14 protein-coding genes are annotated in these 15539 nt (G+C 67.1%); 7 read left to right on the forward strand and 7 right to left on the reverse strand.

Going from position 1 to position 15539, the window contains the following annotated elements:
• Positions 1–135 precede the first annotated feature (135 nt).
• Positions 136–708, reverse strand: a complete 573-nt coding sequence (locus FGF04_RS11960) for a TetR/AcrR family transcriptional regulator (protein ID WP_149511278.1) — start codon at positions 706–708, stop codon at positions 136–138.
• Between the two features lie 93 nt (positions 709–801).
• Here FGF04_RS11960 and FGF04_RS11965 point away from each other — a divergent pair, with 93 nt between their 5' ends.
• The 5 genes from FGF04_RS11965 (at position 802) to FGF04_RS11995 (ending at position 6600) form a co-directional block, all read left to right on the forward strand.
• Positions 802–1695: an alpha/beta fold hydrolase gene (locus tag FGF04_RS11965; RefSeq protein WP_149511279.1), complete on the forward strand. Its 894-nt coding sequence runs from the start codon at positions 802–804 to the stop codon at positions 1693–1695.
• Positions 1696–1709: 14 nt separating this feature from the next.
• The gene (locus FGF04_RS11970; RefSeq protein WP_149511280.1) at positions 1710–2582 is read left to right on the forward strand and encodes an alpha/beta hydrolase family esterase; all 873 of its coding nucleotides are present in this window, start codon (positions 1710–1712) and stop codon (positions 2580–2582) included.
• 488 nt (positions 2583–3070) lie between these two features.
• Positions 3071–3853 (forward strand): SDR family NAD(P)-dependent oxidoreductase, encoded by a 783-nt coding sequence (locus FGF04_RS11980; protein ID WP_188114054.1) that lies wholly within the window; start codon positions 3071–3073, stop codon positions 3851–3853.
• A gap of 458 nt (positions 3854–4311) precedes the next feature.
• Entirely contained in the window at positions 4312–5481 is a 1170-nt protein-coding gene (locus tag FGF04_RS11985; RefSeq protein WP_149511282.1) for an acyl-CoA dehydrogenase family protein, read from the forward strand.
• A 432-nt stretch (positions 5482–5913) separates the two neighbouring features.
• Positions 5914–6600 (forward strand): DJ-1/PfpI family protein, encoded by a 687-nt coding sequence (locus FGF04_RS11995; protein ID WP_268893769.1) that lies wholly within the window; start codon positions 5914–5916, stop codon positions 6598–6600.
• Between the two features lie 408 nt (positions 6601–7008).
• On the opposite strand, the gene FGF04_RS12000 is transcribed toward FGF04_RS11995, so the two are convergent.
• Entirely contained in the window at positions 7009–7767 is a 759-nt protein-coding gene (locus FGF04_RS12000) for an SDR family oxidoreductase (protein WP_149511285.1), read from the reverse strand.
• 190 nt (positions 7768–7957) lie between these two features.
• Between FGF04_RS12000 and FGF04_RS12005 the strand changes: the two genes are divergently transcribed.
• Entirely contained in the window at positions 7958–8830 is an 873-nt protein-coding gene (locus FGF04_RS12005; RefSeq protein ID WP_149511286.1) for a helix-turn-helix transcriptional regulator, read from the forward strand.
• 178 nt (positions 8831–9008) lie between these two features.
• Here FGF04_RS12005 and FGF04_RS12010 read toward each other — a convergent pair whose 3' ends face one another.
• Positions 9009–9791, reverse strand: a complete 783-nt coding sequence (locus FGF04_RS12010; protein ID WP_149511336.1) for an SAM-dependent methyltransferase — start codon at positions 9789–9791, stop codon at positions 9009–9011.
• A 550-nt stretch (positions 9792–10341) separates the two neighbouring features.
• On the opposite strand from FGF04_RS12010, the gene FGF04_RS12015 reads away from it, so the two are divergent.
• Positions 10342–11715, forward strand: a complete 1374-nt coding sequence (locus tag FGF04_RS12015; protein WP_149511287.1) for an FAD-binding oxidoreductase — start codon at positions 10342–10344, stop codon at positions 11713–11715.
• 435 nt (positions 11716–12150) lie between these two features.
• Here FGF04_RS12015 and FGF04_RS40015 read toward each other — a convergent pair whose 3' ends face one another.
• The 4 genes from FGF04_RS40015 to FGF04_RS12035 form a co-directional block, all read right to left on the reverse strand.
• Positions 12151–12504 (reverse strand): COG4315 family predicted lipoprotein, encoded by a 354-nt coding sequence (locus tag FGF04_RS40015; RefSeq protein ID WP_188114055.1) that lies wholly within the window; start codon positions 12502–12504, stop codon positions 12151–12153.
• A 418-nt stretch (positions 12505–12922) separates the two neighbouring features.
• On the reverse strand, positions 12923–14569 hold the full coding sequence (locus FGF04_RS12025; RefSeq protein ID WP_149511289.1) for a molybdopterin-dependent oxidoreductase: 1647 nt from the start codon (positions 14567–14569) through the stop codon (positions 12923–12925).
• Positions 14566–14919 (reverse strand): hypothetical protein, encoded by a 354-nt coding sequence (locus FGF04_RS12030; RefSeq protein ID WP_223146376.1) that lies wholly within the window; start codon positions 14917–14919, stop codon positions 14566–14568. The genes FGF04_RS12025 and FGF04_RS12030 overlap by 4 nt, the downstream gene beginning before the upstream one ends.
• Before the next feature lie 192 nt (positions 14920–15111).
• Positions 15112–15453 carry a DUF427 domain-containing protein gene (locus tag FGF04_RS12035; protein ID WP_149511290.1) on the reverse strand — a complete coding sequence of 114 codons (342 nt, stop codon included), beginning with the start codon at positions 15451–15453 and terminating at the stop codon, positions 15112–15114.
• Between the last annotated feature and the right edge of the window lie 86 nt (positions 15454–15539).

Here is a 15539-nt window from a genome sequence, read left to right on the forward strand (position 1 = left end):
GTCCCACTGGCAGCCGGTGCAGCCCTGATGGAGCAGCGCGTTGACGATCTCCCGCATCTCGCAGCGGGTGGTGCCCGTCTCCACGATGGCGGACGGGCCCGGATGAGTGGCCGCGGCCCCGGACGGCTGTCCTGATCAGGGGCGGTGCAGGCCGGTGAGGAGCAGGTCGAGGTAGCGCAGACCGAGCGTGGCTCGTTCGGTCGGGTCGAGGGTGCTCTGGATGTTCGCTGCGTAGGCGACGCCGCACATCAGAGGGATCATGTCCGACTCGGTGATGCCGGGATCGATGACTCCGGCCGCGTGCGCGCGCGCCAGCAGCTCGGCAAAGGCAGTGGCGAGCCTTCGTTTGCAGTCGCCGGTGACCTCCAAGGCGTCAGTGGCTGCGGCGAAGACCGGAGGGACCGCCGGGTCGGTCAGCATGGTTTCGATCGCCGCGGCGAGGAACTCTCGCAACGCCGTCCACGGGTCGTCCTCGGCTAATGAGTGCTCGGCTCGCCGCAGCAGCTTCTCGATGGTGGGCAGCGCGACCGTCTCCAGCAGCGCTTCCGGCGTCGGAAAGTGCCGGTAGACAGTGGCCACGCCGATGGATGCGGTCCGCGCCACATCGTTGAGCTGCAGGGACTTGCCGTCATCGACATACCGCCGGGCGGTCTCGATGATGCGGTGCCTGTTCTGGGCGGCGTCCTTGCGCAGCGGCGGAGTGCTCATACCCCCACCATAACCAGATGGTGTATCCGGTTGTGCTACCTTGAAACGGATGACTCATCCGTTTGTGGTTGGGTCCGGCACGAGGAGACACCGATGCCCTTCACCGTGGACGCCGTCCCGCACCTTCCCGCCGGATTCGGCGACACCTTCAGCAGCCGCACCGTGGAGGTGAACGGCGTCGAACTGCATGCCGTGGTCGGCGGGTCCGGCCCGGCGCTGCTGTTGTTGCCGGGGTGGCCGCAGTTCTGGTACTGCTGGCGGCTGGTGATGCCTGCTCTCGCGGAGCACTTCACGGTCGTGGCCGCCGACATGCGCGGCATGGGTGCCAGCGGCAAGCCCACCGGCGGGTACGACGCGGTCACGCTGGCCGATGACATGGCCGGCCTGATGACCGCCTTGGGCCACGACAGTTTCCAGGTCGCGGGCTACGACATGGGGATGATGGTCGGCTACGTGCTCGCTGCTCGCCATCGCGACCGGGTGAGCAAGCTCGTCCTGGCCGAGGCCGTCCTCCCCGGCTTCACTCCGATGCCCCCACTGCTGATGCCTCCCGAGGTCAACGAGCAGGCCTGGCACTTCGTCTTCAATCGTCTGGCCGAGATCAACGAACGCATGGTGTCCGGCCGCGAGGAGATCTACTTCGGTCACCAGTTCGCCACCAAAGCCGCCAGCCCCGGGGCCATTCCCCAGACTGCGGTCGACGTCTACGTCGATGCCCTGCGTGACCCCGCCGCGTTGCACGCGAGCTTCGAGTTCTACCGCGCGGGAGAGTCCGGGGACCAGGTGGTTGCGCTGGCCGCCGAGGGGCCGCTGCATGTTCCGGTTCTGGCCATCGGGGGCGAACACGGCATGCGTGACGGCGTCGAGCAAGCGGTGCGGCAGGTCGCCCCGAACACCACAGGTGCCGTCGCACCGGGTGCGGCGCATTTCGTGCCGGAGGAAGCGCCCGACTGGATGGCCCACACCTTGATCGACTTCTTCGCCTGAACCGGGGAAACACTATGTCCAGCACCCTCACAGCCACCCGCGGCAGTGTCACTGTCGGCGAGGCCACCCGCACCTTCACTCTTGTCGGCACCGCAGCGCCGGGCGAGGCCAAGCCGCTGATTCTTGTGTTCCACGGTTCCCGTCAGACCGGCGACAAGCATCGCGCCTTCACCGGCGGCGTCTTCGACGCGCTCGCAGCCCGCGGTGCCCTGGTCGCCTACCTCGACGGCTATCGCGGCAACTGGAACGACGCCCGCCGCGAAAGCCGCTTCCCGGCCCGCCGAGCCGACATCGACGACGTCGGCTTCGCCCGCGCGGTCATCGCCACGTACGCCTCGGACCGGCGCATCGACCCCGGCCGGGTCCATGCGGTCGGTTACTCCAACGGCGGCCAGATGGTCATCCGTCTCGCCCATGAGACGCCCGGCCTGCTGGCGGGTGCCACAGTGATCGCCGCAACCATGCCCGCGCCGGAGAACTTCCTCGCCGGTCAGGCACCCTGGACGTCCGTACCGGTCTTGTTGATCCACGGCACGAAGGACCCCATCGTGTCCTACCAGGGCGGCACCATGAACTGGGCCCTGCGCACCCTCTTCAGAACAGGCGGTCGCAGCTGGTCAGCCACCCGCACGGCTCGCTACTTCGCCGAGCGCAACGGCATCACCACCGAACCCACGACCACACGCCTGCCGAAGAGGATCACAGCCGACCCCACCGAGGTCGAACGCACAACCTATGAGGCAAAAGGTGTCCCCCCGGTGGTCCTCTACACCATCCACCGCGGCGGACACACCGTTCCCGGTCCTTCCTCCGCCCCGGCACTCATCGGCAGGACCAGCCACCAGCTCGACACAGCAGACATCATCACCGAGTTCTTCCACCTCTGACACGTCTGCGGGCGCAAGCACGCGGCCGCGTTCGGCCGACCGGCGGCTCACAGGGGAAGCCGGTACGTTCTCCGGTGTTCATGGCGTGAGTTCGGCCAGGCACCCACCCCGCCCAGAAAGCCACGGCCCGGAGTGCTGTCCGACAGAGCCGAGCAGTGGGAACACGACCGGCACGAGCATTCCTCGGACCGGATCACCGTCGAGCACGCCTTGGCCGACCACAAACGCCGGAAACACCTCATGCGCCGGCCCCATCGCTGCGACCGGCTGCTCGACACCTGCCGGGCCAGCGCCGGCCTCATAGTCGACTGCCTACGCCATGAGACTGCCGCAGCAGGCATTGCGACAGAACGTTCGGTGTTGACGCGAGTGACGCTGCTCGTGCATGCTTCCATACAAGAACGAACGTTCTGCCCACCTCCGGGCGGCGAACTGGGCGGCTGATCATGCCGAAATTCCCAGGACTGCAGAGATCGAAGGAACGAAACGTGAAATCCAATCGGTTTTCCGACCGCGTCGCACTGGTGACTGGAGGCGGGTCTGGCATGGGGGCCGCGATCGCTCTACGGCTCGCCGAAGAAGGTGCGACGGTAGTCGTCTCCGGCCGCGACACGGAGAAGTTGAGCCGAACCGTCGACCAAGCCCCTGAGGGCAGCACGATCGTCCAGCGAGTGGTCGACGTCCGAAACGAGGCCGCCGTGGTCGAGTTGGTCGACGGAACGGCTGAAGCGTTCGGCCGTCTGGACGTCCTCGTGAACTGCGCGGGTGCGAGCGACATCGGTTTGCTCGCCGGGCTGGACAAGCAGACCTGGCAGGACATCATCGCCGTCAACGCGGGCGCGGTCCTTTACACAGCCAAGGCTGCGATCCCGCATCTGGAGCGGACTCGTGGCAACATCGTGAATGTCGGCTCGTCCAACGCCCTGCACAGCAACTACGGCCAGCCGGCCTATGGTGCCGCCAAGAGTGCCGCGGAAAGTCTCAGCGCCAGCATCGCGATCGAATACGGCGCGAAGGGCATTCGCTCGAACACGGTGCACCCAGGCGTGATCTACCCGACCGGAATGACCGGGTTCATGGGCGACATCCCGGGCACCGTCGAAGCGTATTCGGCGCACATTCCCATGCGCCGCATGGGGACACCCGAGGAAATCGCCGCCGTCGTAGCCTTTCTGGCCAGCTCTGAAGCCAGTTACGTCAACGGTGCAGCCATCACGGTCGACGGCGGACTCAACCGCGTCATGCATCTTCCCCCGACCGTGAGCGTCTGAGTCGGCATTTCGAACGCAGTAGCCAGGCCGCTCAAGCCGAGCTGTCAGCCCCCTTGTGCTGCAGCAATCTTCCAAGCGGTCAACTCCGTGGTGAAGTCGGCTTGATGGTCTCGTACGTAGCCGATCGGGCTCCGGTATCCGCACACGCTGCGCACCAGACGGTGTCGTAGAAGCCGGAGATGCAGTGGAGATCGTCAGCCTTGTCTCGGTGCAGGTGTCCGGCCGCGCCGTGGCGGGACATCACGCGTAGCGGATCCAAGCCCGCGTGGACACAACCGGGCCAGGTGAGCGCCCCGATCCCGACCTTGACCGCTACTTCAGAGTGGCAGTAACTTACATCAAGACCGACCGTTCTATCTCGTAGATGCGACGTCATCCTCGGGTCGGCACAAGGCACCGCTCAACGGCATGAAGATGCTGCTCGGCGGAGCGAAACTTCTCTAAGCCAAGGGCATCACATGACACAGACGGCTGGAAGCACCCAGGGGACGACTGAACAGTTGGTCGCGAAGGCACGTGCGGCCGCACCGGTGCTGGCCGCGAACGCGGACGTCACCGAGGAGCAGGGGCGCGTTGCGCCGGAGAGTCTTGAGGCGTTGCGTGAGGCGGGTCTGTTCGCGCTGGGCACTCCGGTCGAGTTCGGCGGGACGGACGTGGACCTGGTCACCCTGGTGCGGGTGCTGTCCGAACTGGGTCGTGCGTGTCCGTCCTCGGCATGGCTGGTGTCGATCTCGACGGGAACGAAGGCCCACTTCTCCGGCGGATTCCCCGAGAAGGTCCTCGCCGAGGTCTACCCCCATCCCGATGTGCGGTGGTGTGGCGGCTCGACACCCGGCCAGGCCGTCGCGGTTCCCGGAGGAGTCGAGGTCACCGGGCGATGGGCCTACGCTTCCGGAGCCGAGGATGCCCACTGGGCATTCCTGTCGGTGGTGTCCGTGGGAGACGACGGTGTGCCTCATGTAGGAGGTGCGCTCGTGCCGATGTCCGAGCTGACCATTGACCGGACCTGGCGCGTGGCCGGGTTGCAGGGCACGGGCAGTCACACCGTTGTCGCCGACGGCGTCTTCGTTCCTGGGGAGCGCCTCTTCGAGTTCCCCCTCGGCCCCGATGGCGGGCCCGATTTCACCCAGGGCAGGCCACTGGAGATCGTCTCCCAGACGGTCTCGGTCACAGCGGCTCTGGCCGGAGCGGCGCTCGGTGCGCTGGACGTGGTGAAGGCCGCGATCCACACGCGCAAGCCGCCCATGACGCAGTACAACAGTCTCGCCGAATCAGCGTCGGCCCGACATGTGTTCGCCGAGGCCGAACACATGGTGACCAGTGGCTACGACCGGCTGATCAGCCTGGCGGCCCGTATCACCGAGCAGCTGCCCGGCAACGACGCCACCGCCGTGCAGCGATCGAGCCTACGGATGGAGGTGGTGTCCATCCTGCAGCAGTTCCTGCGCGCCGCAGACCTGCTGCTGGACCTGCACGGCTCCAGCGCGTTCGTCCTCGACAACCCGCTGCAGCGCTTCTGGCGGGACCTCAACGTCGGCGCCCGCCATGCCCAGTTGTCGACCTACCTCACCACCGAGAACTACGGCCTGTTGGTGACCGGGGCGGGCAAACCGGTGCAGGTGGGCTGAGCGTACGACGGCGCGCAGCTGTCCGACCTCGCTCTTTCGGCAGGGGTGAGGCTGGACGGCGCAGGAAAGCGTCTTCCGGATCGGACGATGAACCTTGTCCAGAGGTCCTGCCGGTCCGGATCGGAAGGCGCTGTCTGCGTGCCGGGCCCGGCGGCGAGCACATCGGCGACGGTGCGGCCCTCGACCTGACCGAGCAGGCCGCCGGCGCCGAGCGCGTCGACGAACCCTGTGTGCCACCGACGGCGCGGAAGGCATCCATCACGGTCGGCCAGGACAGACCCAGATCCCGGGCGGCCAGGACCGGGAACTTTCCCACGGCTCCGCACGACAACTTCTGGGGATGGTGAGGACCATGCCGCGAAAAGGCCACCAACTGACCCAGGAGACGGACAAGTGCGGAGAAGGCATCTACTACAAGCAGCAGCAGCCGGAGTGGCAACGACGGCGGTAGGGGCTTCAAGCTCTTCAGCCGCAGCCGCAGCCGCAGCCCCCGGCGCCTCGGCCGAGCATCGACCGACACAAGTTCACATCCTCGTGTACGACGGTGCCGAAGAGCAGGACTTCATCGGTCCGCGTGACGTGTTCGGGCACGCCGTACACGCCGGTGGCGCAGTGGAGACCTCCTTGGTGCGACCGGGTGGACCAGGGGAAGTGACCTGCGCCTTCGGCACGAAAATCCTTGTGGACAAGGAGTGGAAGCCCACCGAAGCCGACATCCTTGTCATTCCAGGCGGCGGCTGGGGAAATCCCGACGGACCAGGCATACACACCTTGCGTAAGAGTTCGTCGGTGCTGCGCAACCTCCGGCGCGCGCACCACTCGGGTGTGGTGCTGGCGGGATTGTGTACAGGAGTCCTGGCTCTGTCGGCAGCGGGCCTCGTCAGGGGAAGGCCTTGTACGACCCACCACCTGACGAAGGACGTCTTGAAGCAGGAGGGCGGTGAGGTGGTGTCCGCGCGGGTGGTCGATGACGGAGACCTTGTGACGGCCGCCGGCGTCACCAGCGGCTTGGACCTGGCGCTGTGGCTGGTCACCAGGGAGTTCGGATCTCCTGTCACTGCCGGCGTCGAGACCGTGATGGAGTACGAGCAGCGCGGTGCGGTGTGGCGTAGGGACTGAACTTCAGAATCAAGCCAACTGGCTGATCGCCATCCGAACGGCGCGCGATCAGACCACTGGCACCGGGTGCTGGCGCAGCTTGCCGAGGTCGCCGCCGATGAGCCGGGCAAGGTGCCGGCCACCGCCTCGTGCGGGGTGCCATGGGCGACGGCGCTGACCCGCTCCAGACGGTCGTACTGCTCCTGGCTCAGGTCGAGACCGAGCGCGGTGAGGTAGCCGTCGAGTTGCACCGTGGTGCGCGCGGTCTCGGGGCGCTCGATGCGTCTGCTGTCAGTGCCCCCTTGCCGGTGAGCAGACCGCCGGCCGGCTTCCGGCGACCGGATCATTGTCTTGCGCCCGTTGTCGGCGGAGCCGATGCCACTCGGTTCGTCGCTGCCGGAGGTGTACTTGGTGGCCAGGACAAACCGCTCATGAGCGGCCGGGGAGCATGGTCAGGGCCTGGGAGCGCTGGGTGACGAGGGCGTCGTAGGTGCCGTCGCGTTCGGCCCAGCGGTGCATGAGGACTCCCTTCACGAGGATCTCGCGGGGGGTCGGGGTCTGGGAGAGCAGGTCCATGGCCTCGGCGGCGAAGTCGTCGAGCGGCAGCGCGTGCGGGTTCACCTTTTCTTGTCCTGCTGTGGCCACGGCCGGGGGCACGAGCTCGACGACGGCGACGCCGGTGCCGTCGAGCTGGGCGCGCAGTGCCTCGGAGTAGGCGTGCACCGCGGCCTTCGAGGCGGCGTAGGTGGGCATGGGCGGGAACGGCAGGAAGGCGATGCCGGAGGTGACGGTGACGAAGGTGCCGGCGCCCCGGTGCAGCAGGTGGGGGGTGAAGGCGTCGATGACCCTGATGGTGCCGAGCAGGTTGGTGTCGATCATGGTTGCTGCCGCCTCGTAGTGCGCGGGGTCGCGCAGGTCCTCCAGGAGCATGAGGCCCGGCATCGTCACCACGGTGTCCAGCTCGGGGTACCGGGCGAGCACGGCGTCGCGGGCGGCTTCGACGCAGGCGCTGTCGGTGACGTCGATGCTGATCGTGCCGAACCCTTCCTGGGCGAGTTCCGCAAGCGCCTGCGGGTTGCGGCCGCCGACGGCCACGGTGCTGCCCGCCGCGGCGAACCGCCGGGCCAGCTCCCGTCCGATGCCCGAGGTCCCGCCGACGATGAGAACGGTGCGGTGGGAGAGATCCACGAGGTTTTCCCTTTCCATCCGATGCGCCGAGGGCGTTCAGCTCCGCGGCGCAGGCAGTGATGTCGTGCGTCCCGTGTGGAACATTGCCCCTTGAGTGTTGGCGCCGGCGCCCGGCAGTGGCAGAGCCCCCGTCTTCCCTGGTCCTGCCAGGGCCCCCTTGAGGATGGGTGCGCCGCGTTAGCGTGGCGGTATGAAGGATTCGGAATCCGGCAATCGGCTCGGCAGCTACCTTCGCGCCCGGCGTGAGCTGGTCTCCCCCGCGCAGGCGGGGATCGTGGCGGGTGGCAACCGCCGTGTGCCCGGTCTGCGCCGTGAGGAAGTCGCGCTGCTCGCCGGGATCAGTCCCGACTACTACCTGCGCCTGGAGCGGGGCCGTGACACGAACCCCTCGCCGCAGGTTCTTGAGTCACTGGCGCGCGTCCTGCAGCTCGACGACATCGAGCGGGCGTATCTGCTCGGTCTCACGGCGACTCGCGTCAGGGCGCCGCGTCGCGCGCGGCCCGAGCGCGTACCGGCGCGGGTGCACGAGCTGCTCGCCCACCTTCGGATTCCCGCGTTCGTCGAAGGGCGCGCGTTCGACGTCCTGGCCTCCAACCCCATGGCCATCGCGCTCTCCCCCCGCCTGAGTCCCGGCCACAACCGGCTTCGCTCGCTTCTTCTCGATCCCGAGGAGCAGGCCTTTCACCAGGACTGGACGAAAGCCACCGCCGATTTCGTCGCCGCCCTGCGCACCACCATCGGGGACGACACCGACGATCCCCGGTTCGTCGAGCTCGTCGGAGAACTCGCGCTGTCCAGTCAGCGGTTCCGTACGCTGTGGGCCCGTCACGACGTCCGCAGGCTCGACGGGGGCACCGCCACCGTCCACCACCCCGTCGTGGGTGAACTGCGCCTGCACCGCGACAAACTCCCCGTCGACGACGTCATCCTCGTCGTCTACTACCCCGACAAGGACAGCGACAGCGACGAGAAACTGCAGCTCCTCGCCGCACTCTCACAGACTGACGCCATCGGTACAACACCCGACGGACCGGCGGACGCCCCGCGCCCGAAGACACCCTGACGAGCACGCGCCGCCCCGGCGGCGCAACCGGTAATTCCTCGGCGGTGTCGTCGGTGCCGTCGGAGGCGGCGATACGGAACTACGGCATCCGCAAAGTGTGGGCGGACGGCGATCGGGCAATTCCGGCGAGCCTGCTCGGGCACGGTCGACCGGGTCTGAGCCCCGTCAGACCGCTCAGTCAGGGGATCCTGGCAACTCCGACGTGGAGGCCACTTCGCTCCGGGGTGGGTGCCGGGCCTTCCTGGTACCACTCGGTGGCGTACACCAGTCCGGGCGCGACGAGTTCGAGACCCTCGAAGAAGGGCTCGACCTCACGGCGCGTACGCAACCGGAGCGGGATGGCACCCCGCTCGTACGCGGCCTCGATCTTTCCCTTCCACTCCGGATGCTGATCAGTTGTCCCGTGCGACAGAATCAGGAAGCTGCCCGGCGCAAGTGCCTTCACCAGGGTGCTCACGACACCGTACGGGTCCTCGTCGTCGGGCAGGAAGTGAAGGAGCGCGAGCAGCGAAAGGGCTACGGGGCGTTCGAAGTCGAGGTTTTCGCCGGCGCGTTCCAGCAGGACCACGGGCTGCCGCACATCCGCATGGAGGAAGTCGGTGCTTCCCTGCGGGGTGCTGGTCAGAAGCGCCTGCGCGTGTGGCAGGACGCTCGGGTCGCTGTCGGCGTAGACGATCCGTGCGGCGGGGACGATCGCCTGCGCGATCTGATGCAGGTTGGGCTCGGTAGGTATGCCGGAACCGATGTCGAGGAACTGATCGACACCCTTCTTCGCCAGCCAGTCGACGGCCCTGCGCATGAACGCCCTGTTCCGGACCGCGTTGCCCCGCGTTTCTGTCGGCAGCACCTCACCGATCTCCCGGTCGACGGGATAGTTGTTCTCACCGCCCAGCAGCCAGTCGTACACCCGCGCGGGATGGGGCTTGCTGGTGTCGGCACTCAGATGAACAGCAGGTTCCATTGGTTGGGACTCCTTGGTATATGAGACCTCGGGCAGCAACAGCCGAAGCCTGAACCGGTTTTTCCGCAGGGCGTCATTACGGACGGAACGCAACAGGTGCGGGGCCTGGCTCGGGCCCAGAGGTGGGAGAACACTCGGCCTCCTCAGCCTAGGTGTCGCGGGACACTTGTCAAGACCGAACGTTCTATCTTATGCTCTGGTGGCACCACGAAGGCGCTCGGAGTCGGCATGTCGGTGACCAGCCGCACGGAGTCACCTGCCGTCCGCGACTGTTGTGTCCAGCGCGCTACCGCAAATCATCAGCGACCTCGACGGCCGCCAGAGTGCCTGCACCCGAGTCGCTACCTCGTCGCTCCTCACGGCCACCGCATCGATGCCTCGGTAGGACAAGCTCGTCAACCTCTTCGACAAGAAATGCCGGTTCAGTCGCTGCCGGTCATCTTCGTCTCGGCTCCCTGGTCGCCCTGCGGCATTCAGAAACCGTCGGCCCCCGGAACAACTGCCGACGGGAGTCGATCGCCCAATTCAATCAATACGCGAGGAACTTGCTATGCCATCACCCACCCCCGCACAGATCACCCGCCTCACCAACACACTACGAAAGGCCGTCCAAGCGGGAGAGGTGCTTACCGCCGGGCCGGTCTACGACGTCGGCCGAAGCATCTGGAACGGTGCCGTTTCCGCCCGCCCCGGGGTGATCGTCCGGTGCGCCGATCCGGCTGAGGTCCGGACCGCCGTACTGGCCGCGCAGGAGAACGAAGTTCCTCTGACGGTGCGCGGTGGCGGACACGACTGGGCCGGCAGGGCGCTGAGCGACGGCGGTCTGACCATCGACCTTTCCGGCATGCGCGCGGTCACGGTTGACCCCGTGGCCGAAGTGGCTCACATGTCGGGAGGCGCCACGGCTGCCGATCTCGCCGCCGCTGCCCAACCCTTCGGCCTGACCGCCGCAACAGGCTCAGCGGGCGCGGTGGGAATGGTAGGCCTGACCCTCGGGGGCGGCTACGGACCGCTGAGTGGTCGCTTCGGGCTCGCCCTGGACAATCTGCTGTCCGCGGACGTGGTGCTCGCCGACGGCTCGATCGTCACCGTCGACTCCGCTCGGGAACCGGACCTGTTCTGGGCCCTGCGCGGCGGTGGCGGCAACTTCGGTGTCGTCACCTCCATGCGCGTACGCCTGCACCGGGTGTCCACTCTTCTGTCCGGCATGGTGCTGTTTCCGTGGGAGCAGGTCACGACTGTGCTGACCGGGTTGTCGGACGTTCTGCTCCGGAGCCCGGACGACCTGACTGTGCAGTCCGGCGTCCTGCCAGGCCCTGATGGCAAGCCGATGGTCTTCCTGTCGCCGACTTGGAGCGGCGATGACGCCACTGCCGGGGAACGCGCCTTGGCGCAGCTCGCCTCGCTCGGAACGCCCCTCGTCTCCCAGATCGCTGCCACCACCACCGCTGAAATGCTCGCCGGCGTCGACGCGCTGTTCCCCTTCGGACGGCACGTCGAGATCCGTACACGCTCGGTGCGCTCCCTCACCTCAGGCGTACGTGACGCGCTGGCCCTCGCCGGCTCCACGCTGACGTCGCCCTACTCAGCCGTATCCGTGCACAGCCTGCATGGGGCCGCAGCGCGCGTTCCCGTGGAGGACACGGCGTTCGGCGTCCGCACCCCACATCTCATGATCGAAGTCATCGCTCTCTGGGATCCCACCGACAGCCGTGCCGCGGAGCACCGGGCCTGGGCCGATAGGGCGAGCAGTGCGTTCGGATCCGATGCGCTACCGGGTGGATACCCCAACCTGCTCGGACCTGACGAGGCCGCACGGATTGCCCACGCGTACGGTCCGAACACTTCGCGGCTCCTTGCGGTGAAGCGTCGCTTCGATCCGAAGAACGTCTTCAAAGCGATCCCACTGCCGGACCCGGCGTAGAGAAACCACGCCGCTGGCCTAGAAGTTTCGTGACGGTCCGCCGACGCAGTCGGTGGACCGTTCTCGTGCCGTGGATCGATGTCGTGCATGCCCAGGACCCGAGTGTCGTATCGGGGTGGTGGATACGTCGTTCCAGGGGCGCGCTGTCCACCGAAGCCGGCGTGGGACCAGGACACGTCCGGGCCGCTGATGTTGTCGTGTTCTGGGAACAGAACGAGCCCCACGCGTCCTAGGAACTGCGACCTCCGAGCACAGCACCCGCACTCGCACCCAGCCCGCGTCCGACGTAGGTGGCCATGGCGATTTTCCGATGGGTCAAGCGAGTTACGGCCTTCGTACCGACCGAGTGCGCCTGCGGCGCACCACCGGAGTCGGACGAAGGCCGTTTCTGTACAAGCAGGTTCGCGGCGCCGCAGCAGCCTCGCCTGATGGTTGTTACGGCTTGGAGCCGTTCATGATGTTGGCGATCGGTCCGATGAGGAACCACTTGCCGTCGACGCCCTGACCCTTGATCTCGTTGGGAGCGGTGTCGCCCTTGTAGTAGTACAGCGGGTGGCCGCCGTAGGTGACCTGCTTCGCACCGTCCGTCCGGGTGATGGTGCCCACGCTGCTCGGCACGGTGTACTTGCCCGTGACCGTCACCGGCTTGGTCGTCGTGAGCGGCGGCCACTCCTTGGCGCACTTGTCATAGCAGTTGGACGCCGTCTTCTTGTCCTTGGTGTTCAGGTACAGCGTGCGACCTGCCGGGTCGGTGAGCCAGATGCCCGCGCTGCCCTTCGCGGTCTTCAAGACCAGCTTCGATCCCGAGGCAGCGGAGTCCGGTGCCGACGAGGCTGCCGTCGAACCTGAGCCGGCCGGCTTCGGCGCCGCTGACGTCGTCGAGCCATCGGCCGACGAGTCGTCGGAAGAGCTGCTGCATGCCGCCGAGAACGTCGCCAGTGCGGCGAGGGAGAGACCGAGACCAAGCGTTCGCAGTGAAGTCGTGTGGAGCATGACCGTCCTTACTCATTCATGTACGACGAAACCGACTCGCCGACTTATGTATGTATCGATCGATACACAGCTGAACCTAGTGTGACCCTTTACCCAGAGTCAAGACCGAACATTCTGTCTTGCGTATTTCGCTTCCCCAGTGCGGGCGCACCGGGCCGCCGACCGTTCTGGAGCAGCCCTGGACGGCGACGTCACATACCGCCCACGTGTCCGATCAGGAAACCTTTACGGTGATGCTGTGGTAGCCGGTGGAGCCGTTCGGCACGACGTCCTGGACGGTCGAGGTCTGCACAGCGCCGGTGCCGTCGGTCGCCCGCACCTTGACCCTGTGCGACCCCTTGGCGGCGTCCGCCCACTCGTACGACCACTGCCGCCAGGTGTCCGGCGTGTCCGACGACGCCAGCCTCGCCTCCCGCCAAGCCCCGTTGTCGATCTGCACTTCCACCGCCGCGATGCCGCGGTGGGTCGCCCAAGCTGTACCGGCGAGGACCACCCGGCCAGCCGGTACCGTCGCCCCGCTCTTCGGCACGTCGATCCGGGACGCGGTCTTGACCGGGGCCTGCGGCGAGTAGCCACGCGGCGTCCAGTAGGCGTCGGAGGCGGCGAAGGTGGTGAGGTTCAGATCCGTCAACCACTTGGTGGCGGATACGTATCCGTACAGACCGGGGATCAGCATCCTGCACGGAAAGCCGTGCTTGACAGGCAGTGCCTCACCGTTCATCGCGATCGCCAGCATCGCCTGCCTGCCGTCGAGCACCGCTTCGACCGGCGAGCCGATCGTCATCCCGTCGGACGAGGTGGACAGGATCATGTCCGTCCCGCGACGGACGCCGGCACGGCGCAACAGCGGCGCCAACGGCGTGCCGAGCCAGCGCGCGGTGCCGACGTACGGGCCGCCCACCTCGTTCGACACGCAGGTCAAGGTCATGTCGTGTTCCTCGAACCTGTAGGAGAGCAGCTCGTCGAAGGTGATCTCGAACGGGCGGTCCACCATGCCGTGGATCTTCAACTTCCAGTCCTCCGGGTCCACATGAGGGAGCGTGAGCGCCGTGTCGACCCGGTAGAACTGGGAGGTCGGGGTGATGAAAGGCCCGAGCCCGGCTACGTTCGGGTGCACCGAGGCGGGCAGTTCGGGCAGTGCTTTCGCCGGAGTCGGCAGTACCACCTTCGCGCGCGCATCGGAAACGTTGTAACGCTTCTTGATCCACGCGTTGCCGCCGTATCCCGCCGCCAGCGCGCCCGCGGCCGTACCCAGCGTGCCGAACAGGAAGCGGCGCCTCTCAGTCAGCCCGGCCGAGGACTGAGCCCCCTTCAGCGACAAGATCGTCAGCCATCGCAGCACCAACGCCGCGGCGAGTCCGGCGAGCAGCGAGGGGAGCAGCCAACTCGTTTCCGCAGTCGGCCGCGTGACCGCGACGATCGCACCGACCACGCCGACCACCGCGGTCAGGATGCCCGCAAGCGTCAACCGCGCGCGGGCAAGTACGCCGTCGACGGCCGCTGCCAACGCCAGCGTCGTATAGACGCCGATCAGCAGCACAGTCTTGTCGTTGCTGCCGAAGGTGCGAATCGCGTACTGCTCCAGCCATGTGGGCGTGATGCTGATCGCCCAGTTCCCGGCTGCCGTCACCGGCGCAGACGCTTCCCCCGTAGCCACCGCAATGAGTTCACCCACAGCAAGCCCTGCGCCGCCGGCCACCAGGCCGACCAGTACCCCACGCGCGATCCGCCCGCTGCGAGAGGTCCAGCGGCTCTTGGCTGAGGTGGCTCCCGCCTCTTGCTGCGCTTCCCCTTCTTCCGGATCCGGCGCGGACCTGTCGGCCGCCCCGTCTTCCACACCGCCGGGCCTCTGCTCGCTCATGCGTTCTCCGTCAAGGTCGTGACCCGGCCCCGGAGTACCGGGCCGGCCGATGTGGGGACGGCGAGGCCGACAGCTGCGATGGCACTGATCGCGATGTTCGTGCGCAGACCACGGATCGGCCCGGCGGCACCGGACGAGCGGGCGTCCATGACGGCCGCGGCGACGTCGAACAGGGGGTAAATGACGAGCAGGGCGATGCCAAGAGCCCCGAGGTGGGACTTGTCGGCGAACAGCAGGGCCGCCCAAGCGATGGCGAATGCGAACCGCACGAGGTACAGCCGGCGCAGAGGCGGCGCATGTCTGTTGACGGCCGCTGATGGGGCGGCGGCAGGCGGGTCAACGGTGGTCACGATGATCCTTCCGTGCTGTGACGACAGGGAAAAGGGGATTCAGCGGGTGATGCGCGCATCGGCTTCCCTGGCGTATGGGCACGTGCGGAGAGCCGATGAGCATCATGCTGAGACTGAACGTTCTATCTTGATCCAGCATCACGACTCCGCCCACACCTGTCAAGACAGATCGTTCTCTCTTGCGTCAACTCGTCAGGACACCTGGACCTCGTAGAAGCAGAGATGGTCCTTGATCTCGGCCACCTCGGGCTTGGGGTCGAGGTACGCCCAGGCCAGGTCCGCCGCGTCCGGCAGCGACCAGTACGAGGCCTCGCCCTTGAAGGGACAGTTCGTGCGGGTCCCTGACGGGGTCAGGAGATCGAGGCGTACGTCCTGGAACGGTATGTAGTACGCGACGGGACAGCCCGTCTCGCGCAGCACCAACGCTCGGTCGCTCTCCGCGAGCACCTGCCCGCCCCTCACCGCACGCACTGGTCGGTCGCTCGGCTCGACGGTGATGCGGCGCCCCTCGCGCCTGGGAAGTCCTTCGGTCACGGTCGTTCTCCTCAGTGGTCATTCCTGATGTGGGCAGCGCAATCGGAAGCCGCGCACCTTCCGCACCTGCGGAAGAACGCGATCGC

The sequence above is a fragment of the Streptomyces apricus genome, from assembly GCF_008369065.1.
Classification (GTDB): Bacteria; Actinomycetota; Actinomycetes; order Streptomycetales; family Streptomycetaceae; genus Streptomyces; species Streptomyces apricus.